Source organism: Brevibacterium metallidurans, from assembly GCF_037101285.1.
Classification (GTDB): Bacteria; Actinomycetota; Actinomycetes; order Actinomycetales; family Brevibacteriaceae; genus Brevibacterium; species Brevibacterium metallidurans.
The window spans coordinates 1-19,735 of record NZ_BAAAAF010000020.1 but is presented as its reverse complement, the minus strand read 5'-3'; the positions used below and the strand labels follow the sequence as shown (position 1 = coordinate 19,735).

At 67.3% G+C, this 19,735-nt stretch carries 15 protein-coding genes and 1 pseudogene; 10 read left to right on the top strand and 6 right to left on the bottom strand.

Features of this window, described 5'->3' with window-relative positions:
- Positions 1 to 119 precede the first annotated feature (119 nt).
- On the bottom strand, positions 120 to 2,114 hold the full coding sequence (locus tag AACX88_RS16230) for an acetoacetate--CoA ligase (RefSeq protein WP_339393901.1): 1,995 nt from the start codon (positions 2,112 to 2,114) through the stop codon (positions 120 to 122).
- Between the two features lie 276 nt (positions 2,115 to 2,390).
- Between AACX88_RS16230 and AACX88_RS16225 the strand changes: the two genes are divergently transcribed.
- Entirely contained in the window at positions 2,391 to 3,539 is a 1,149-nt protein-coding gene (locus tag AACX88_RS16225; protein WP_339393900.1) for a BREX system ATP-binding domain-containing protein, read from the top strand.
- 30 nt (positions 3,540 to 3,569) lie between these two features.
- On the opposite strand, the gene AACX88_RS16220 is transcribed toward AACX88_RS16225, so the two are convergent.
- Positions 3,570 to 3,980 carry a VOC family protein gene (locus tag AACX88_RS16220; protein WP_339393899.1) on the bottom strand — a complete coding sequence of 137 codons (411 nt, stop codon included), beginning with the start codon at positions 3,978 to 3,980 and terminating at the stop codon, positions 3,570 to 3,572.
- A 108-nt stretch (positions 3,981 to 4,088) separates the two neighbouring features.
- On the opposite strand from AACX88_RS16220, the gene AACX88_RS16215 reads away from it, so the two are divergent.
- Entirely contained in the window at positions 4,089 to 4,895 is an 807-nt protein-coding gene (locus AACX88_RS16215) for a helix-turn-helix domain-containing protein (RefSeq protein ID WP_339393898.1), read from the top strand.
- A gap of 72 nt (positions 4,896 to 4,967) precedes the next feature.
- On the opposite strand, the gene AACX88_RS16210 is transcribed toward AACX88_RS16215, so the two are convergent.
- Positions 4,968 to 5,567 (bottom strand): TetR/AcrR family transcriptional regulator, encoded by a 600-nt coding sequence (locus tag AACX88_RS16210; protein ID WP_339393897.1) that lies wholly within the window; start codon positions 5,565 to 5,567, stop codon positions 4,968 to 4,970.
- Positions 5,568 to 5,694: 127 nt separating this feature from the next.
- Between AACX88_RS16210 and AACX88_RS16205 the strand changes: the two genes are divergently transcribed.
- Both AACX88_RS16205 and AACX88_RS16200 read left to right on the top strand, forming a co-directional pair.
- Positions 5,695 to 7,386 carry an amidohydrolase gene (locus AACX88_RS16205; protein ID WP_339393896.1) on the top strand — a complete coding sequence of 564 codons (1,692 nt, stop codon included), beginning with the start codon at positions 5,695 to 5,697 and terminating at the stop codon, positions 7,384 to 7,386.
- A 35-nt stretch (positions 7,387 to 7,421) separates the two neighbouring features.
- The gene (locus AACX88_RS16200; protein ID WP_339393895.1) at positions 7,422 to 8,837 is read left to right on the top strand and encodes an APC family permease; all 1,416 of its coding nucleotides are present in this window, start codon (positions 7,422 to 7,424) and stop codon (positions 8,835 to 8,837) included.
- Between the two features lie 47 nt (positions 8,838 to 8,884).
- On the opposite strand, the gene mqo is transcribed toward AACX88_RS16200, so the two are convergent.
- The gene (mqo, locus tag AACX88_RS16195) at positions 8,885 to 10,384 is read right to left on the bottom strand and encodes a malate dehydrogenase (quinone) (RefSeq protein WP_339393894.1); all 1,500 of its coding nucleotides are present in this window, start codon (positions 10,382 to 10,384) and stop codon (positions 8,885 to 8,887) included.
- Positions 10,385 to 10,499: 115 nt separating this feature from the next.
- Between mqo and AACX88_RS16190 the strand changes: the two genes are divergently transcribed.
- A complete protein-coding gene (locus tag AACX88_RS16190) occupies positions 10,500 to 11,411 on the top strand; it encodes a LysR substrate-binding domain-containing protein (protein WP_339393893.1) in 912 nt (303 codons plus the stop codon).
- Here AACX88_RS16190 and AACX88_RS16185 read toward each other — a convergent pair.
- Together AACX88_RS16185 and AACX88_RS17710 are read right to left on the bottom strand one after the other, a co-directional pair.
- Entirely contained in the window at positions 11,408 to 11,977 is a 570-nt protein-coding gene (locus AACX88_RS16185) for a LysR substrate-binding domain-containing protein (RefSeq protein ID WP_339393913.1), read from the bottom strand. The two genes, AACX88_RS16190 and AACX88_RS16185, sit on opposite strands and share 4 nt — an antisense overlap.
- A 34-nt stretch (positions 11,978 to 12,011) precedes the next feature.
- Positions 12,012 to 12,380: pseudogene (locus AACX88_RS17710) on the bottom strand (LysR family transcriptional regulator); the annotation flags it as partial.
- A 115-nt stretch (positions 12,381 to 12,495) separates the two neighbouring features.
- Here AACX88_RS17710 and AACX88_RS16175 point away from each other — a divergent pair.
- The 5 genes from AACX88_RS16175 (at position 12,496) to AACX88_RS16155 (ending at position 19,632) form a co-directional block, all read left to right on the top strand.
- Positions 12,496 to 13,665 (top strand): PrpF domain-containing protein, encoded by a 1,170-nt coding sequence (locus tag AACX88_RS16175; protein ID WP_339393891.1) that lies wholly within the window; start codon positions 12,496 to 12,498, stop codon positions 13,663 to 13,665.
- Positions 13,666 to 13,747: 82 nt separating this feature from the next.
- Positions 13,748 to 15,127, top strand: a complete 1,380-nt coding sequence (locus AACX88_RS16170; protein ID WP_339393890.1) for an SLC13 family permease — start codon at positions 13,748 to 13,750, stop codon at positions 15,125 to 15,127.
- A 203-nt stretch (positions 15,128 to 15,330) separates the two neighbouring features.
- Positions 15,331 to 16,464 (top strand): metallophosphoesterase family protein, encoded by a 1,134-nt coding sequence (locus AACX88_RS16165; RefSeq protein WP_339393889.1) that lies wholly within the window; start codon positions 15,331 to 15,333, stop codon positions 16,462 to 16,464.
- Positions 16,461 to 19,109 carry an AAA family ATPase gene (locus AACX88_RS16160; protein ID WP_339393888.1) on the top strand — a complete coding sequence of 883 codons (2,649 nt, stop codon included), beginning with the start codon at positions 16,461 to 16,463 and terminating at the stop codon, positions 19,107 to 19,109. The genes AACX88_RS16165 and AACX88_RS16160 overlap by 4 nt, the downstream gene beginning before the upstream one ends.
- 52 nt (positions 19,110 to 19,161) lie before the next feature.
- The gene (locus AACX88_RS16155; protein WP_339393887.1) at positions 19,162 to 19,632 is read left to right on the top strand and encodes a hypothetical protein; all 471 of its coding nucleotides are present in this window, start codon (positions 19,162 to 19,164) and stop codon (positions 19,630 to 19,632) included.
- Positions 19,633 to 19,735 lie beyond the last annotated feature (103 nt).

Below are 19,735 nucleotides of genomic sequence, written 5' to 3'. Positions count from 1 at the left end.
CGGCACGGTGAACCGACACAAGCACGGTTAACCGACACAAGCACGGTTAACCGACACGAGCACGGTGAATTGGCCGTGCTTGTGTCGGTTGACCGTGCCGGCGTCTTGCGGGTCGGCGCTCAGCGCGCCTGCTGCTCCTGGGCGAACGCGTGCGCGTAGTCGACGAACCAGTCGACGATGGCAGGGTCGGTCGCCGTGGTCCGGTTGACCGCTGCCGGGTCACCGCCCTGGAAGACCCGTTTGATCGGGACCTCCATGATCTTGCCGGTGCGAGTGCGCGGAATCCCGGGAGCCTGGATGATCGCGTCGGGAACGTAGCGCGGGGAGACCCGGGTGCGGATCGCCTCGGTGATTGCCGTTCTCAGCACTTCGTCGACCTCCTGGCCGGGGGTGGGAACGACGAACAGCGGCATGTGGTACCCGCCGCCGTCGAGTTCGGCGCCGATGACCATCGACTCGGCGACTCCCGGGACGGCGTCGACGACCTCGGTGATGTCGGCCGATCCCATGCGGATGCCGCCGCGGTTGATCGTCGCGTCCGACCGCCCGTGGATGACGTACCCGCCGCCGGGAATCGTCGTCGCCCAATCGCCCTGCCGCCACAGCCCATCGAAGTCGTCGAAGTACGCGGCCCGGTACTTCGCGCCGTCGGGGTCGTTCCAGAACATCACCGGCATCGACGGCATGGGGGCGGCGATGACGAGCTCACCGACCTCCCCGATCACGGTCTTCCCGTGCTCGTCGACGGTGCGCGCATCGACGCCGAGGTAGGGTGCCTGAAGCTCGCCGAGCCACACCGCGTCGAACGGGTTCGACCCGAGGATCCCCGAGGCGACGTCGGTGCCCCCGGAGTCCGAGCCGACGAGCATATCGGACTTGATGGACTCGTACGCCCACCTCCAGGTCTCCGACGGCAGGGGAGACCCGGTGGAGAGGATCGTGCGCAGCGGCGTGAAGTCGAGATCGTCCTTGGGCACCGTGCCGGCGCGGGCACCGATGGAGAGGATCGCCGCTCCCGCACAGAACAGGGTGGCCCGCTCCTCACTGCAGATCGCGAGGTGCCGGTCCGGGCGCTGCCAGGTCGGGGCACCGTCGTAGGTGATGATCGTCGCCCCGCGCATCATCGCATCGACCATGAGGTTCCACACCATCCACGTCGTCGACACCGCGAAGTGCACTCGGTCGCCGGGGCGGACGTCGTAGTGGAGGGCGTTGGCTTTGAGAGATTCGAGGACGACGCCGCCGTGGGAGTGGACGATGCCCTTCGGTTTGCCGGTCGTGCCGGATGAGTAGAGCACCCACAGCGGGTGGGAGAAGTCGACGGGCTCGAACGCCGGGTCGGACGGGGTTGCGACGATCTCGCTGTAGACCGAGCTCGGGACGCGCAGGTCATCGCGCACCGCGGTGTCGGGGGCGCTGCCGGCGGAGTCGACGAGGATGTGGTGGCGCACCGTCGGCAGGGCGTCGAGGATCGCGGGCAGCTGCGGCAGCTGGTCGCGGTGCTCACCGTTGAACTCGTGGGTGTCGACGGTGAACAGGAGGCTCGGTTCGATCTGCGCGAAGCGGTCGGCGATGCCGTCGACCCCGAAGTCGGTGTTGACGACCGACCAGATCGCGCCGAGGCTGGCAGTCGCGAGCATGGCCACCGGCGTCTGGATGAGGCTCGGCAGGACGGCGGCGACCGTGTCGCCGGGTCGGACACCGATCTCGCGCAGATGTCGGCTGAGCGAGGCGACCTGGGCGCGCAGTTCGGACCAGGTGAGGCTCTCTCGTTCGCCGGTCTCATGGAGTCCGATCACCGCCTCGGCGTCGGGGGTCGAATCGGCGTGGCGGAGGAGGTTCTCCGCGTAGTTGAGTCGTGCGCCCGGGAACCAGCGGGTGTTCGAGATCGACGTGCCCTCGCGCACCGGACCGTCGCCGCGGTCGCCGATGACAGCGAAGTAGGTCCAGATCGTGTCCCAGAAGTCGTCGATGTTCTCGATACTCCACCGGTGGAGTTCGTCGAAGCTGTCGGTTACGACGCCGTGGGTGTCCCTGAGCCAGGACATGTACGCCCGGATCTGTGATCCGTCGATCCGCTCGGCGCTGGGCTCCCAGAGCTTGATCCGGTCCATGCATCGCTCCCGTCAGTCGGTATCGGAGATGCTCGGCCAAGGCGCTTCGTCCAGGGGGTGGTCGGTGCGCAGCGTCGAGCTGGTCCCATCTTGTCACGGCCGGGGGAGCTGAACTGTGGTGAGTGGCCACCCACGCAGGCGCACGGCTGCGGCGCATCCCCACTTCGCACGGTACTGTACGGCAAATACGGAGGATACGGTAATATACGGATCGAGCAGTGAAGCTCGACGACGGCGCTATCTGTCCGACGACTGCCTGACAGGTGAGGAGAACGCATGACGATCATCATCCCGCCCGCCTCGGCGAGCAATCGCGAATCACCGTACCGGCCCGGATTCGGCACCACCCCGCCGGTGGCCGTCGGCCGCCAGGCCGAGGTCAACGCGTTCGCCCGTGCCCTCGACCAACGAGGCGGCACCGGTCGCACCGTGTTCGTCACCGGACAGCGCGGCGTGGGGAAGACCGTCCTGCTCAACATCTTCGACGACGTCGCCGAATCCCGGCAGTGGATCACCGTGCGCGAGCAGGCCTCCCCGGGATTCGTCGAACGCCTCACCGGCGCGCGGCTGCCCGAAGCACTCGAAGCCCACGACGCCCATGAGACGACCCGGTCGAAGCTCGTCGGTCTGACCCTTCCCGCCGGATTGGGCGGACTGACCACGCGCACCGAGACGACGAGCGCCCTCCAGCCTGACTTCCGGCACCACCTCATGGCTGTGCTCGAACTCCTCGACGCCCATGACACCGGGCTCGTCATCGCCCTCGACGAAGTCCACCGCTCGAACCTCGACGAGTTCCGCGCCGTCACCGACGCCGTCGCGTATGCGATGTCCCAGGAGGCGCCCTTGGCGTTCGTCGCGGCGGGACTGCCCGCGAGCATCGACACCATCGTCAACGACGAGGTCTCGACGTTCCTGCGCCGGGCGAACCGGATCAACCTCGGCAGCTTCAACCCGGAGGAGACGGCGCTCGCCCTCAGGCTCCCGGCCGAAGAAGCAGGCAAAGGATTCGACGATGCGGCGCTCGACCTCGGTGCGAAGGTCTCACTCGGCTACCCGTACATGGTGCAGATCATCGGCGACCTCGCCTGGCGCGAGGCCGCCGATGCCGAGACCATCACGGTCGACCATGTCGCGGCGGTCGTCGACGAAGCCAAGCAGATCCTCATCCAGCAGATCTACGGACCCACCCTGGCCGCACTGACCCCCGGCGCCCGGCGCTACCTCACCGCCATGGCCGCGGATCCCGAGGTCTCGCACACCGGTGAGATCGCGGAGCGGCTCGGCGCGAAGAAGCAGACGGCCAACGACTACCGGCGCATGCTGCTCGCCCATGGCGTCATCGAAGCGCCCGCGCACGGCCTCGTGCGGATCGTCATCCCGCACCTGCGCGACTACCTGCTCACGGAGTCGAACGAGGCCTGATCGGACGCAGGTCGCGCCCTTCCCGGAGGTTCAGCCCCAGTTCTTCGCATCCGTGATGCAGAACGGGTGGCCGGCGGGATCGAGGAGGACCGTCCACGTCTCGCCCGGCTGCGGTTCGGCCCGGGTCGCACCGAGGTCGACGCACTTCTCGACCGCCTGCTCGATGTCCTCGGCGGCGAGATCGAGATGGAACTGCTTGTGGCCGTCATCGGGCCATTCCGGGCGCTTGTAGTCGGGAATCGTCCCGATGCCCAACGCGTGGCTGAGTCCTTTGAGCATCGCGTAGTTCTCATCCGAGTACACGATCGGCCAGCCGAGGACGGCGGACCAGAACTCACCGAGCGGACCGGCATCCGGGGCATCGAGAGTGACCATCGCGAGGCTGGCGACGGGGGTCGGCGAGGAAACAGTGGATTCGGAGTCTGTCTGCGTGTCAGTCATGTCTGTCATTCTTGTCCTATGGGCGAGGCCGTCACTAGGAAAAAACCGCCACGAGCGGAACCGCTCGCCGATCATGGGGTCGCGCCTCCCGATCACATGATCGGCAGGGTGCTGCGTCCCGGTGACCTGCTCGACCATGCGCGGTATGCGATGGCCGTCCCCGCCGAGGCGCTGCGACCCTGGATCGAACGCTACTGGTCCGTGACCTGGGAGCTCGGCCCCGACGAACGGTATCTCGCGACGACCGTGTCCGAACCGGCGGTCAACCTCACTTCGGAGTGGGGCGATCTCGACCGTGCGGGGACCACCGGGCCCGGACTGTGGGTGACCGGCCCGGTCACCCGCACGCGATTCGACGTCGGGCTCGTCGGAACCGGCGGTGTCGTGGGAGTGAAGTTCCACCTCGGCGGGACCTGCGCCTTCACCTCCGGACGGCCGGCGGGCGTGCGGGATACGACGGTGCCGGCCTCGCGGTGGTTCCCCGGCATCGACGGGCAGCTCAGTGTGCCTGCGGATGTGGCCTCGGCCGCCGAGGTGTTCGACCGGTGGCTGCTGGCGCAGGCTCCCGAACTCACCGAGGGCTACGAGCGGGTCCGACGCGCCCTGAGCATCATGGCCGATTCCTCGACGACGAGTCTGCGCGAGCTGTCCGGGAGGATGGCGCTGAGCGAACGCAGCCTGCAGCGGCTCTTCCTCGACCACTGCGGGGTCGGCGTCAAGCGGATCCTTGTGCGCGCACGCGTCAGCGATGCCGTGGCCGCGCTCGACCGCGGCTGGGAGGGCTCACTCGGTGAGCTGGCAACCGAACTGGGGTGGTTCGACCAGTCGCACTTCACCGCCGACTTCCTCCGTGTGACCGGCTGCCGCCCGACCGAATACATCGCCGATGCGGACCGACGGCGCGCCGGTGCGTAGGGTGCGCAGGCCTCGCCCGACGAGCGGCGCTGAGCTCGTCGAAGCCCGATCGGCCACCCGTCGGGATCTCCGTCATGCAGGCGGCGCACCGAGTCCGGTCGCCGCAGCGCGCATCGCTGACTCGGCCGCAGTGACGTCGAGCAGCGAGTTCCCTGCGACGATGTGCAGGCCGTACGCGTCCTCCAACGCGACGAGGTTGAGGGCGAACTGCTCAATGTCGATGACCGGAGAGAAGTCACCGGAGTCGATGCCTGCCCGCAGCACCCTCCGGTAGATCTCGAGCTGCCGCGTGAACATGTGCTCGACCATCTCATCATGAGCGCTCGACGTCCCAGCGAGGACGTCGAACTCATAGAGGAGTCGCATGAGCGCGTCGTCGGGTCCCGACGGCAGCCCTTCGCGGATGGCCGCGGCGAGCTGGCTGCGAGGATCGGGGAGTTCGGCGATGACAGCGTCCCGGGCATCGCAGAAGCGCTCGACGCCGGCTCGATGCGTCTCGAGCAGCAGGGCGTCAAGGTCGTCGTAGTAGTAGAGGATCGCTCCTCGCGTCAGGCCGGCCCGGCGGGCGACATCTGCCAGCGAGACCGACCGCAGACCGGTCTCTCCGACCGTCTGCAGGGTCGCAGTGATGAGGTCGTCGCGGCGCTGTGCCTGATTCTTCGTCCGTGCCATGGAATGAGACTATCGCGGACTCTGCTTGACATCGTCCGGCACCGGTGTGACGCTTGAAATCATTCTTTGACACATGCGTCAAAGAATAGATTCATCAATGCAACGACGCATCGAAATGGAGTTCGACATGCTGGACCTTCTGCTCACCGACGCTCGAGTCCGCACCTTCGACTGGGCGCAGCCATGGGCCGAAGCAGTCGGCATCCTCGGTGACAGGATCGCGTACGTCGGTCGTGCCGATGAGGCGCCGGCCGCTCGGGAGACCCGGCGTCTGGACGGACGGCTCGTCACTCCGGGCATCATCGACAGTCACAACCATCTGCTGCTCGGGTTCGATCCTGACGCCGTGAGCCTCGAAGGGGCCGACACGCTCGTCGAAGTCCGTCGCCGGATCGGTGCCCTGGCCGCCGAACGTCCCGATCTGACCTGGGTGTGTGCAGAGAACGCTGTGTACTCCATTGTCGAGAACAGGCGACCGAACGCCGACGATCTCGCGGGGCTGACGGACCGCCCGATCTTCGTCACGACCTACGACCAGCATTCGGTGTGGCTCAACGACGCCGCACTGACCGTCCTCGGAATCAGCGGCGGAGCCGACATCGCCTGGGGCAATCCCGAGATCGGTGCCGACGGTCGCCCGACCGGATGGATCACCGACTTCTACACCTCGGCGATGACAAGCGCGGGACTCGAGGCTCTCCAGCGTGACATCCCGATGTACTCTCCCGACCGGCGGTACCGCAAGCTGCTCGGCAGCCTGGACATGGCCACTCGATCAGGCATCACCACAGTGGTCGAGCCGCAGGTGCCGATCGCCGAGATCGGACTGTTCGAGAGGGCGCTGCGCGAGGGAAAGCTGAGTTCGCGAGTCATCGCCGCGCTGTTCCATCCGGTCGACTCGGCACCCGAGTTCCGTCGGGACCTGCGGACTGCCGTCGACGATGCACCGCAGAGCAGCCGTCTGCGCTTCGGGCCCGTCAAGCTCTACGCCGACGACGTCATCGAACCGCACACCGCATGGATGCTCGACGACTACGCGAATCGACCGGGACATCGTGGGCACCCATCGGCTCCGCTCGGTGAACTGAGCAGGATCGTCACCGAACTCGATCGGCTCGGATTCCAGACGCATACCCACGCCACCGGCGACGGCGGCATCAGGCTCGCCCTCGACGCCATCGCGGCAGCTCAGGCGCAGAACGGCACGCGCGACCGTCGCCACGGCATCGTCCACGCCGAATGCCTCGATCCCGCCGACCTGGGACGGTTCTCGTCACTGGGAGTGACTGCTGCCATGCAGCCTCGCCATGCGTCTCCGGATCTCATCGAGGGGACGTGGATGGACAACGTGGGTGAAGCGCGCTGGGACCGGGCGTGGCGTGTGCGCTCGCTGATGGAATCCGGGGCCCATGTCGCGCTGTCGAGTGACTGGCAGGTCGGAGAGATGGATCCGCTGGTCGGCATCTATTCGGCGCTCACCCGGGCAGGCCTGGACGGCACCACCTCGTGGACTCCCGAGGAGATCATCACCCTCGACCAAGCGCTCGACGGCTATACGAGGCAGGGTGCCTGGGCCTGGCACGAGGACGGGAACCTCGGCGTCATCGCAGCGGGGGCGCGGGCTGACCTGGTCGCGTGGTCATCCGACCTCTACGGCCTCGATCCGGCCGGGATTCTCGAACAGCGAGCTGACCTGACCATCGTCGAGGGCGTCGTCGTCCACGACGCGAGAACCGAGCTTGTCGCAGACGCCCGCATCGACGTCGCGTCGAAGACCCTCGACCGCACTATGACCTGCTCCGGGCACTCCCACGACTGACCCGACGCCGATCCACCCCCAGGGAAGGAATGACCATGCGAACCGATTCAACGAAGAACAGTTCGACTGCCTCCGACAGCACGACCCCATTGACCACCCCCGACGCCGTCGGCACCGACGGTTCGCGGACGCTTCGACGCAGACTGCGGCTGCGTCACATCGTCTTCCTCGGCCTCGCCTACATGGCACCGCTCGCCGTCTTCGACACCTTCGGAATAGTCGCTGAAGCGACTGACGGGCGAGTGCCGCTCGCCTACATCCTCATCTTCATCGCGGTCGTCGTGACCGCGCTGAGCTACGCGAGAATGTCGAAGTACTACCCGCGGGCGGGCTCCGCCTACACCTACGCTCGAGAGACCATCAACCCACACGTCGGGTTCATGGTGGGTTGGGCGGCGACTCTGGACTACCTGCTGCTCCCGATGCTCAACGCTCTTCTCGCAGCGATCTACATGGGTGCAGTGCTTCCGGACGTTCCGTCCTGGGTGTGGGTGATCTCGACCATCGTGATCTGCACCGTGCTCAACCTCGTCGGGGTCAAGCTCGCCGCTCAGGTCAACGTCATCCTCGTCGTCGTCCAGCTCGTCGTAGCGGCGGCGTTCATCTTCTTCGCCGTGCGCAACATCCTCATGGGAGCAGGCGGGGCCGAACTGACCCTTCTGCCGTTCGACCCGAGCGGCGTCCCCGCCGGCGCTCTGTTGGGAGGCGCCTCGCTGCTCGCCCTGTCCTTCCTCGGCTTCGACGCCGTCACGACCATGTCCGAGGAAGCGGTGAGGCCGACAGTCGACATCCCGCGAGCGATCATCATCATCGTCATCTCCGCAGGCGTCTTCTTCATCGCCGTCACCTACACGATGCAGGTGCTGTTCCCCGACGTCGCCACCGTCGGCAACATCGTCGGAGCCTCGCCCGAGATCGCCAAGTACATCGGCGGTGCGGCCTTCCAGGCGCTCTTCGTCGGCGGATACATGTTCGCGGTGCTCGGGTGCGGGCTGACTCAGCAGATGAGCGCAGCCAGACTGCTCTACGCCATGGGTCGGGACGGCATGCTGCCCAGCCGCGTGTTCGGTCGGATCAATCGCCGTACGGGAGTGCCGATGATCAACATCCTCATCATCGCAGTCCTCGCTTCCTCGGCGATGTTCCTCGACCTCGAATCGGCGGCATCCCTGATCAACTTCGGTGCCTATGTCGCTTTCGGCGCCGTCAATCTCTCGCTCATCCTCGCCGCGTACCGACACCTGCGACCAGCTGGACGGATCGGAGTCTGGGCAGGCTACTTCCTCCCGGCAGTCGGTCTCGCGATCAACTTCGCACTGTGGCTGAGCCTCGATGCGAATGCCAAGATCGTCGGCACCATCTGGGCGGTTGCAGGCTTCATCTTCCTCTTGGTGCGCACGCGGGCCTTCCGCGCGCAGGCACCGGCGATGGCCGAACCCGAACTCGACTGACCGCAACGCCCCGACACTGGCCCGCCACGGCGACGTGCGGGGCGGTCTCACCTGATCTCGGCTGACGATCCCAACCCCAGCGCCCGGTCGGTGCGGTCCTCGCTGGCGGCCACCGCCTCGGCGTCCCAGGACCGGCGCTCGAGATCGGGAACCGCGCGCATCACCCTCTCCTTCCACCCGCGATGCCAGGCTGCCGGGAATGCGCGGGTCAGCAGATCGATCATGATCGGCACCGCCGTCGACGCACCGGGGGAGGCGCCGAGCAGACCTGCGATCGAACCGTCGGCGGAGACGACGAGCTCGGTGCCCTGCTGGAGCACACCGACCCGTCTCGGATCGGGCGTGACGAGTTGGGCTCGCTGACCGGCGGGAACGAGCTCCCACTCGTTGCGGCGCGCTGCGGGAAGGTAGCGGCGCAGCTGCTCGAACTTCTTCGCCGGACTCGCCGCGAGCTGACTGATGAGGTATCGGACGAGGCTGAGATTCTGCAGGCCCGCCGCGGCGATGACGGGGAGATTGGCCGGTCGCAGCGTGCGGAAGAAGTCGGTGAGCCGACCGCGCTTGAGCAGCTTCGTGCTGAACGTCGCGAACGGTCCGAAGAGCAGATGCTCCTCACCGTCGACGACCCGCCTGTCGAGATGCGGCACCGACATCGGGGGAGCGCCGACCTCGGCCTGACCGTAGACCTTCGCGTCATGACGCCGGACCACCGACGGGACCGAACACCGATAGAACGCGGCGCCGACGGGCAGGACCGCATAGCCCCTGACCTCGGGGATTCCGGCCTTCTGGAGCAGGTAGAGGGCGAACCCGCCGGCACCGACGAACACCGTCGACGCCCGGATCGCAAACCGCTCACCGGCAGCCCTGCCGGACACCACCCAGTCGTCACCGCGGCGCTCGAGACCGGTGACTTCGTGCCCGGTGAGCACTGCGCTGCCGGTCTCGGCCGACCGCGCCGTGACGACGGAGAGGAGGGAGTGGGTGAGCGCACCGAAGTCGATGTCCGTGCCGCGCTCCACCCGGGTCGCTGCGATCGGGCCGTCGGCCGCTCTGCCCTCCATCGTCAGCGGCGCCCACGCGGCGATCCGCTCCGGATCCTCGGTGAGCTCCATGTCGGCGAAGAGCGGATCGGCCCGCAGCGTGCCCACCCGCCGACGCAGATAGTCGACATCGTTCTCGCCGAAGACGAGATTCATGTGCGCCGTGCGATGGATGAACGCTGCCGGATCGATGAGTCCCGCCTCGGCGAGATGCGACCACCACTGGCGGCTGAGCTGGAACTGCCGGGCGATCGCGGCCGGCTTCGACCCGTCTGCCGGATCGGGCATGTAGTTGAGTTCGCAGAACCCGGAATGGCCGGTGCCGGCGTTGTTCCACGGGTCGCTGCTCTCGGAGGCGAGCTCACCGGACTTCTCGAGCACGACGATGCGCCACGAGGGTTCGAGGACGGCAAGCATCGACCCCAGGGTCGCCGACATGATGCCGGCGCCGATGAGCACGATATCGGCCTCGGCGATGGTTGCGGAGCGCGGTGAGCGGGACATGACGGTCTTCCCTTCGGATGCGGCGGGCACTGAGCGGGTCGCTGTGCCTGTATCTCCACGATGCGCCTCGCGGATTCATCCGTCTAATGAGTGAAATGATGAGTATGATCCGAAGATGGATGAAATGCTTGACGCCCTCGCCCCGCAGCTGCGGGCGCTCGTCGAACTCGTCGATCAGGACGGGCACATGACCGATGCCGCCGCGGTCCTCGGCATCCCCCAGTCGACGATGAGTCGGCGCATCCACGGACTCGAGGACCGCCTCGGTGTGCCGATGATCGTCCCTCAGGGCCGCGCGATCGGCCTGACCCGGCAGGCGCGCGACCTCGTCGCCCAGGTCCGTGCCCCGCTGCGTGAGATCGGCGGGGCCGTGACGGACCTTGCCGAGGCGGCCGACCCCGACCGCGGCACGATCCGCTTCGGCTTTCCGCTCACCATGGGTGCCGGGGTCATCCCCGACCTGCTCGCGGCCTTCAGCGACGCCCATCCCGGCATCCGCCTCGACCTCAAGCAGGCCCACGGCGCCGTCCTCAGCGATGATCTGCGGCAGGGGATCCTCGACGCGGCGATCATCATCCCGCCGCCGGCCGACATCGCCCACGAGGTGCTTGCGCAGCAACGGATCGTCCTCGCCGTCTCTTCCGGCCACCGGCTCGCTGGGCGTCGGTCGGTCGCTCTGTCGACGCTGGTGGGGGAGCGGTTCATCGCCAACCCCGAGACCTACAACCTCCGGGCGCTCACCGATGAGTGGTGCCGGGACGCAGGCTTCGTTCCCGAGGTGAAGACCGAGGTCACGGAGTTCTCGACGATCCGCGAATTCGTCAGTCGCGGCATGGGTGTGGCCCTGCTGCCCCGCAGCGTCCGTCCCGTCGATGGCCTCGCCGAGGTGGAGCTGCGCGGGGGTGAGTACACCCGGGCCGTCGCCCTCGTCACCGGCGCTCGGAGACCCAGCCGCGTCGTCGAACGATTGCGCGACTTCATCCGCGAGCGTGCACGCGACTGGGCGACCGCCCGGACCGACGTCTAACGGCTCCACTCTTTCGACCCGCTCACCGTGCGGAATGAGCGGACGAGGGCGAGCGTCGCCGGCGACTGAACGCGTTCGGCGAGTTTCGCGAGCAGGATCCGCCGCGGAGCCGGGTTGCCGCGGATCGCGACGACCTTGACCTCGGGCCCGTGCGAGCGCACCGCAAGGCGCGGGGCGATCGCGACGCCGAGGCCTGCGGAGACCATGCCGAGCAGCTCCTGATAGTCATTGGCTTCGAAGACGACATGCGGGTCGAACCCTGCCTCCCGGCAGATCCGCTCGAGCACCGAGGCCACCGGGTGCGATGACCGGGTGATCCACCGGTCGCCGGCGACCTCCTCGAGATCGACGATGCGGCGCCGGGCGAGCGGGTGCGCGGCCGGCAGAAGGAGCATCGTCGGTTCCTTGAGCAGCGTCGTCTGGACGGGGATCTCCGCGCCGATCGGCGCCCACGGGTAGTCCCACAGGGTCGCGAGGTCGACCTCCCCCCCCCCCCCCCCCCCCCCCCCCCCCCCCCCCCCCCCCCCCCCCCCCCCCCCGCCGTTCGAGCGCCTCCTCGATGCGATCGAGGCGGTAGCTGCGAACCGTGACCTCGACCTCGGGATGGAGGTCGTGGAAGTGGAGGAGGACCTTCGGCATCACCGAGGCGGCGAACGTCGGGAACGTCGCAATCCGCACCTCGCCGCGCTCGAGCGTGGCGAGCGCCGCCATATCGTTGCGCGCGGCGGCGAGAGCGTTGTCGATCCGCAGCGCATACGCCGAGAGCCTCACTCCGGCATCGGTCAGGCGCATCCCCTTCGGGTGGCGGACGACGAGCGGGAGGCCGACTTCGCGTTCGAGCTTGCTCATCTGCTGCGAGACCGCCGAGGTCGAGAGCGCGAGTTCGTCGGCGGCTGCGGAGAGGCTGCCTGTCCGACTGACGAGAAGGAGCAGGAGGAGCCGGTCGACGTTGTACGGCGCTGAACTCATGGTTTAAGCATAGCTTAGAGCAGAGTAATCAAGTATTGATTGAACTTAAGTGAAACCGGTGTCACCGTGAATCGAGACGTCGCACCACGGCGACGACGGGATCGAGGAGACACAGGTGAACGGTCAGCTCCACGGACAGTGGTACCGAGGCGGCACATCGAAGTGCTGGCTCTTCATGGGAGACGAGATGCCGACGGATCGGGCGCAGATCGCCCACGCGCTCACCGCGGCATTCGGATCCGGCGACGACCGGCAGCTCAACGGGATCGGCGGAGCATCGTCGACGACGTCGAAGGCGGCGATCATCTCACCCTCTGCGATCCCCGGCATCGACATCAGCTACCTCTTCGCGCAGGTGGGGATCGGACGCTCCGCGGTCGAGTTCACGTCGAACTGCGGCAACTGCGCCTCAGCGGTCGCGCTGTTCGCGATCCAGAACGGCCTCGTCCGTCCGACCGGCGACCTCACGACGGTGAGGATGATCAACGAGAACACCCGCTCCGTCCTCGCCGCCGAGGTGGCGACCCCCGGCCGCACGGTTCCCCACGACGGTCATGAGACGATCCCCGGCAGCACGATGCCGGGCATCCCGGTCGATGTCTGCTTCGAAGGCGTCGACGGCACCTCGACGGGGGAGCTGCTGCCGACCGGGAAGCCGGTGGAGACGCTCCCCGTCGGCTCCCGCTCGGTCAGGGTCACCGGCATCGACGCCGGTGCCCCCGCATGCTTCGTCGCGGCCGCCGACCTCGGGATGACCGCAACCGAGACGCAGGCCGAGATGCGTCTGCGCCTGCCCGAGCTCATCGGCATCCGCGAGCTCGCCTCCGCTGCGATGGGCCTGACCCTGCCCGGCGAGGAGGTCAGCCCCGCAGTGCCCAAGGTCGGCATCCTCGGTCAGCCCTGCGAGTACACGACGACGACCGGTGAACGGATCGACGCCTCCGACTACGACATCGCCGTGCGCATGGTCTCGATGTTCGACCCGCACCCGGCCATCGGGATCACCTCGGCGATCGCCGCCGCCCGCGCCGCCTTCGTCGAGGGCAGCCTCGTGCGGGACCTCATCGACCCGGACAGACTCGACCTGGTCGACGGGCAGGGACTCATCCGCCTCGGCACCCCGGTCGGCGTCGTCGCCTGCCGGGTGCAGGTCGACTCTGAAGGCGATGTCATCCGCCTCGGCATCAGGCGTGTGGCCCGACGGATCGCGAACGCCGCGATCGACCTGCCCGAGATCGACCTCGCCGTGGCCCACCCGGATTCGACTCTGCCGCTCGTCGGCTGAACTGCCCGGTCAACGGACCGACCGGAGCAGACCACCGCACCACCGCAAGAATCACACTGACAATGAAGTTGGAGGAACTCCCATGACCCTCGTACAGATACTCATCCTGGTCGTTCTGGTGGTGATGTTCGTCATCGCCACGAAATGGCCGATCAACATCGGGATCATGGGGTTCGTCGGAGCGTTCCTCTTCGGCACCTTCGCCTTCGGTATGAGCGACAAGGAGATCCTTGCGGAGTTCCCGGCGAGCATCGTGCTCACGATCATCGGCGTGACGTTCTTCTTCAGCATGGCCCAGCGCAACGGCACCATCAAGCTGCTCGTCGACTCAGCCATTCGGGCCGTGCGCGGCCGCTTGGGCATCGTGCCGTGGATCTTCTTCGTCATCGCCTCGATACTGACCGCGTTGGGCACCTTCTCTCCGGCGGCGGTCGCCCTGCTCGCTCCCGCCGCGATGGGCTTCGCTGCGGCATCGGGCTACAGCGGTGTCGTCATGGGAGCGATGATCATCAACGGCGCCCACGCCGGTGCGTTCTCCCCGATCTCGGTCTCGGGCATCATCGTCCGCGACATCGCGAAGGAGAACGGCTTCGACATCGACAAAGGCGCGCTCTTCGCCGCCTCCTATGTCATCAACGTCCTCGTCACGGTCCTCACAGTCATCATCATGCGACTCATCGGCCGTCTGCGCACCACTCCCGAACCCGAGGCCGTCGACGGCGGCGCATCCGGGACGGCACCGGCTGGGGGAGGGGGCGAGCGCCTCGGCGGGAGCACCACGGCTGCCGGTGCCGCGTGGGGCAAGGGCGGAACCCAGCTCACCGCGCCCGCGCCCACGGCCCCGGCACCGGTGCGCACGAGCACGCTGAGCCCGCAGGTGTGGCTGACCCTGTCCCTCATCGCGGTCATGGTCATCGGTGCCGTCGGCTTCGAACTGCCCATCGGGTTCCTCGGACTCGCGTGCGGCCTCGTCCTCGCCTTCACCTCGATGAAGCACTCCGAGACCTTCGTCTCCGGGATCTCCTGGTCGACCGTGCTCCTCGTGTCCGGCATGATCGTCTACATCAGCCTGCTGTCGAAGGCCGGGGTCATCGATTCGCTCTCGACCATGGCGGTCGCGATCGGCGTTCCGCTCCTCGTCGCGGTCGTCCTCTGCTACGTCATCGGCATCAGCTCCGCGTTCGCCTCGTCGACGGCGCTGCTCACGGCGTTCATCCCGCTCTCGATCCCGCTGCTCCAACAGAGCGACCTCAGCCCGACCGCGGTGATGGCGGCGCTCGCGATCTCCGCGACGATCGTCGACGTCTCCCCGTTCTCGACCAACGGCGCCCTCGTCATCGCCAATGCGAAGGGCACGGCGGCGAAGACGATCTGGCGCGACCTCATCATCTACGGGGCCATCGTCATCGCCGTCGCCCCGCTGCTCACCTGGCTCCTCCTCGTCGTCTCCGACGTCATGTGAGGCACAGGTGCTCATGTGAGGCAGGGATGCTCATGTGAGGCTGAGGTGCTGATGTGAGGCATGGATGCTCATGTGAGGCTGTCAATCCGGCACAGGGCCCGTCCGCGCGGACGAGCCCTGTGCCGTGTCCCACAGTCCATGTCCGTGCCGAACCGTAGCCTGGGGTGCGTACATAGGATGGTGGGAACGGGAGGAGGGCACCGATGAGATTCATCGCCACCGGAGACTGGCAGCTGGGCATGACCGCGCATTTCCTCAGCGCCGAGGCGAGGCCCCGGTTCCATCGGGCCAGGCTCGACGCGATCCGCCGGATCGGGGAGCTCGCCGCCGAGACCTCGGCCGAGTTCGTCCTCGTCTGCGGCGACGTCTTCGAGTCGAACCAGCTCGACCGGGCGATCGTCGCCCGCACCTTCGACGTCCTCAGCGACTTCACCGTCCCCGTCGTCCTCCTGCCCGGCAACCACGATCCGCTCGATGCGTCCTCGATCTACGACTCGCAGGCCTTCGTCTCCCGGCAGCCCGCCGAGGTGACTGTGCTGCGCGACTCGACGCCGTTCGCGGTGGTGCCCGGTGTCGAGATCGTCGGTGCCCCGTGGTTCTCGAAGCGGCCCCTGTCCGACCTCGTCGCCTCCGCCACCGCTGACCTCGCCGAGGTGGCCCCCGGGTCGGTGCGCATCATCTCCGGCCACGGGGCCGTGAGTTCGCTCGACCCGGACAGGGAGTCGCTGGCGACGATCGACGAGGCGAATCTGCGGCACATCCTCGACTCCGGTCGCGCCCAGTTCGTCGCTCTCGGCGACCGGCACGCAACCTACTCCGTGACCGATCGGATCTGGTACCCCGGGTCTCCCGAGGTCACCTCCCGCCGGGAGGACGACCCGGGAAACGTCCTCCTCGTCGACATCGACCCCGAGTCCCGGGCCGTGAGTGTGGAGACGGTGCGCATCGGGCAGTGGGCATTCACCGTCGTCGAGGAGCAGGTCGACTCCGCCGATGACGTCGAAGCCCTCGAGGCCCGTCTCGCGGCGCTTCCCGACAAGGACCGCACCGCCGTGTGGCTCGTCCTCACGGGCACCCTGTCGACGGCGGCCAAGGCGAGACTCGACGAGGTGCTCGACCATGCCGGGGACCTCTTCGCCCTCGTCTCCCTGTGGGAGCGGCATTCGGACATCGCCGTCGTCGCCGCCGACGAAGACTTCGCGGGACTCGGCTTGAGCGGGTACCTGCAGGAGTCCCTCGACGAACTCGCCGACCGCGCAGCCGGGGACGACGCTTGCGCGTCCACCGCTCAGGATGCCCTCGGCCTCCTCTACCGATTCGCGAGGAGCGGAGCATGAGGCTGCATTCGATCAGACTGCGCAACTACCGCGGCATCACCGACGCCACCGTCGACTTCTCCGACGGGGTGACGATCGTCGAAGGCCCCAACGAGGTGGGCAAGTCCTCGATCCACGAGGCGATCACCCACCTGCGGGAGGACAAGGCGAGCTCGAAGAAGGCGAGCATCAAGGACCTCCAGCCCATCGGCGTCGATGCCGGCCCCGAGGTCGAACTCCACCTGACCAGCGGCGACGTCGAGATGAGGTACGCGAAGCGGTGGCTGCGCGGTCAGTCGACGACACTGTCGATCCTGCGCCCGACTCCGGAGCAGCTCTCCGGTGATGAGGCGCATGAGCGCTTCGCCGCGATCCTCGCCGAGACCGTCGACGTCGACCTGCTCGTCGCCCTCGATGTCGCCCAGGGGGAGAGCCTCGACCAGGCGCCGATGGCCCAGATCAGCGCCCTGCAGTCGGCGCTGAGCGAATCCGGGACCGAGGTCGCCGACCATGATGCGTTCCTCGAGAAGGTCGAGGCCGAGTACGCGAAGTACTTCACGAAGTCGGGCAAGCGAACCGGAGAGTACAGGGGCATCGACGACGAGGTGGCCGCCGCCGAGGAGGCTCACCGAGAGCTGATCGTGCGCAGTGAGGCGATGGACGACCTCGTCGACCGTCATGCTCGGGCCACCGCCAGACTCGAGAGCGTGCGCGAGCAACTGAGCGAAGCGGTCGAGAAACGCGATGCCGTCGAGGAGTCCGTCTCCGCGCTCGCAGCGCTGAGATCGGCGCTCACCGCGGCTGAGGAGAGCGCCGAGGCGGTCGCCCGCGATCTCACTCTGGCGAACGAGGCACGGGAGCGACGGGAGAAACTCGTCGACGACGCGGCCACCGCGTCGGCCGCGGTGACCGAGGCGAGCGACCGTGCGCGCGCACTCGAAGCGGACCAGGCGGAGAAGGACGAAGCGTTCTCCCGCGAGCAGGCCCGGCTGGCCGAGGCGCAGAAGCAGCTCGGCTCTCTCCGGGATGCCGCCAAGCAGACGGCGCGCAGGCTGGCGCGCACACGGGCGCAGGGGGATCTCGCCGAGCTCGACCGGCGACTGGGCGAGATCAGAATCGAGGACGAACGACGCTCCGCAGCGCTGGCGACGATCGGATCGATCGACGTCACGGCTGCCGATGTCGAGCGTCTGATCTCGCTTGAGACGGATGTGCGCATCGCGGAGGGCGCGAAGACGGCCGCGGCGGCGCAGATCAGCGCTCGTCGCCTCGGTGAGGCGCAGATCCGCATCGGCGATGTGGATCTCGGGGAGAACGGCGACGAGGAGTTTGCCGTGACCAGCGAGCTCCTGATCGCGATCGATGGGATCGCGGAGATCACCGTGCGACCCGGAGCCTCCCCGGTCGAACTCGACCGAGCACTCGACGCGGCGACAACGGCGTTGGAGCGGGAACTCGAGCGCCTCGCGGTCGACTCGGTCGCTGAGGCCAGGGAGCAGGCGCAGCGCCGATCCGATGCCGAGGCGGACGCGGCTGAGGCGGCCTCGACGCTCAAGGCCCTGCTCGGCCGGGATCGGCGAGAGGACCTTGAGGCGAGGTTCGCGCGAGCCGAGGCTGTGGTCGCCGGCGGGGACAGCGACTCAGGAAACGAGGAAGCGGAGGTGCGTGAGACTGGGACCGGCGCGGACGCAGCTCGTGCGTCGATCGCCGAACTCGACAGCGCCCTGGCTGATGCCGAGGCGGCTGTCGAGGCTACCCAGTCTGCTGTCGATGAGGCCGCATCGAGACTCGACACGGCGCGGACTGCCCGTGACGAGGTTCGGGTCGACGCGGTGCGCGCGCAGACCAGCGTGCAGGAGACCACCGCGCAGGCGCAGAGACTGACGCAAGCGTTGGCCGAAGCACGGGAGGCGCACGCCGATGAGGCGCTTGCGGCAGCGGTGGCGAAGGCGGGGGAGCGGGCACAGGAGGCCGCAGCGCGGGTGGTCGAGGCCCGTGCGGCCTATGAGGCGGCCGATCCGGAGACCCTGGAGATGACGGTGAAGAACCTTCGTCAGCTCGTTGTCAGCAAGGAGGCGCAGCGGGAGGCCGACCGGCAGGAGGTCGACGGATTGACTGCGGTCATCGACGACCGCGCCGGTGAGGGGATCTATGAGAAGCTCTCCGCCGCCGAGGAGTCGCTCGAATCCGCGCGGGCGCGGCAGGTGCGGCTCGAGCGCAGTGCTCGGGCGATCGAGATGCTGCGGTCGACGGTGCTGGCGCACAAGGAGGAGGCGCAACGGAAGTACGTCGCTCCCTTCAAGGAGCAGATCGAACGGCTCGGTCGGCTGATCTTCGGGCCGGGACTCTCCGTCGAGGTCTCCGAGGATCTCGAGATCGCCTCACGGACCTTGGGTGGGACGACCGTTCCCTTCGCGTCGCTCTCGGGAGGCACCAGGGAACAGCTTTCACTCATCGGCCGTCTCGCGGTCGCGTCTCTTGTCGATCCGAAGGCCGGAGCCCCGGTCATCCTCGACGACGCGTTCGGATTCGCCGATCCCGAACGCCTCGCCGCGCTCAACGTCGTCCTCGGCAACGTCGGCGAGAGCGCGCAGGTCATCCTGCTCACCTGCCAGCCCGAGCGCTTCGCCTTAGTCGGCGGCGCGACAACGGTGAGCCTGGGGTAAGTCTTCCTGTAGTCTTGCTCGAAAATCGCCTCATGGTTTGGATGTGGTTATCGTGGCTGACGACAACGAAGTGGCAGTCTTGGTCGGAAACGGATTGTCTATTGCGCACAATCCCAAGTTGATCCTGAAAGAGCTCACGGCAGAAGTTGTAGAACGTCTCCAAAACGATGAAGAGTCAGATTCGGCAGACCTTATGGAGGCCTTGGCGAGAAACACCCTTCCTGAAGGTGTCACGAGTGATGACGACTTCGAGCGATTGGTGGGGGCTCTCGATCTTGAATCCACATCGCTTGAGCATGTTCGACAATTCGCTGACCTTCGGAACGGAGAGGATTCCGACCTGTCGAACGCTATCACTTTGGTCAGAGGACTGCTCGAAGATACTCGCGATATTGGAGTATCACACGTTCTTGAAGCCGTTACGGAGTATACGGAAGGCAGAGGGTCGAACTTCGCTCACGTTCGAAATCTCGTCCGTGCGATCGTGGACGAGTTTTCTGGCTCTTCACAGATGAGGGTGTAGCTGTGGTGCGACCTGGGGCGGCGCGTCGGTGTCGGGGTGAGGGTCGAGGTCTTCCGATGATGGGAGTTCTCACACAACCCGTCCGGAAGACCTCGACGTGCCT

Bases quoted from the DNA above. Each gene is read 5' to 3' on its own strand.
- AACX88_RS16230 (WP_339393901.1), bottom strand. From the start codon at position 2,114: ATGGACCGGATCAAGCTCTGGGAGCCCAGCGCCGAGCGGATCGACGGA.
- AACX88_RS16225 (WP_339393900.1), top strand. From the start codon at position 2,391: ATGACGATCATCATCCCGCCCGCCTCGGCGAGCAATCGCGAATCACCG.
- AACX88_RS16220 (WP_339393899.1), bottom strand. From the start codon at position 3,980: ATGACTGACACGCAGACAGACTCCGAATCCACTGTTTCCTCGCCGACC.
- AACX88_RS16210 (WP_339393897.1), bottom strand. From the start codon at position 5,567: ATGGCACGGACGAAGAATCAGGCACAGCGCCGCGACGACCTCATCACT.
- AACX88_RS16205 (WP_339393896.1), top strand. From the start codon at position 5,695: ATGCTGGACCTTCTGCTCACCGACGCTCGAGTCCGCACCTTCGACTGG.
- AACX88_RS16200 (WP_339393895.1), top strand. From the start codon at position 7,422: ATGCGAACCGATTCAACGAAGAACAGTTCGACTGCCTCCGACAGCACG.
- mqo (WP_339393894.1), bottom strand. From the start codon at position 10,384: ATGTCCCGCTCACCGCGCTCCGCAACCATCGCCGAGGCCGATATCGTG.
- AACX88_RS16190 (WP_339393893.1), top strand. From the start codon at position 10,500: ATGGATGAAATGCTTGACGCCCTCGCCCCGCAGCTGCGGGCGCTCGTC.
- AACX88_RS16170 (WP_339393890.1), top strand. From the start codon at position 13,748: ATGACCCTCGTACAGATACTCATCCTGGTCGTTCTGGTGGTGATGTTC.
- AACX88_RS16165 (WP_339393889.1), top strand. From the start codon at position 15,331: ATGAGATTCATCGCCACCGGAGACTGGCAGCTGGGCATGACCGCGCAT.
- AACX88_RS16160 (WP_339393888.1), top strand. From the start codon at position 16,461: ATGAGGCTGCATTCGATCAGACTGCGCAACTACCGCGGCATCACCGAC.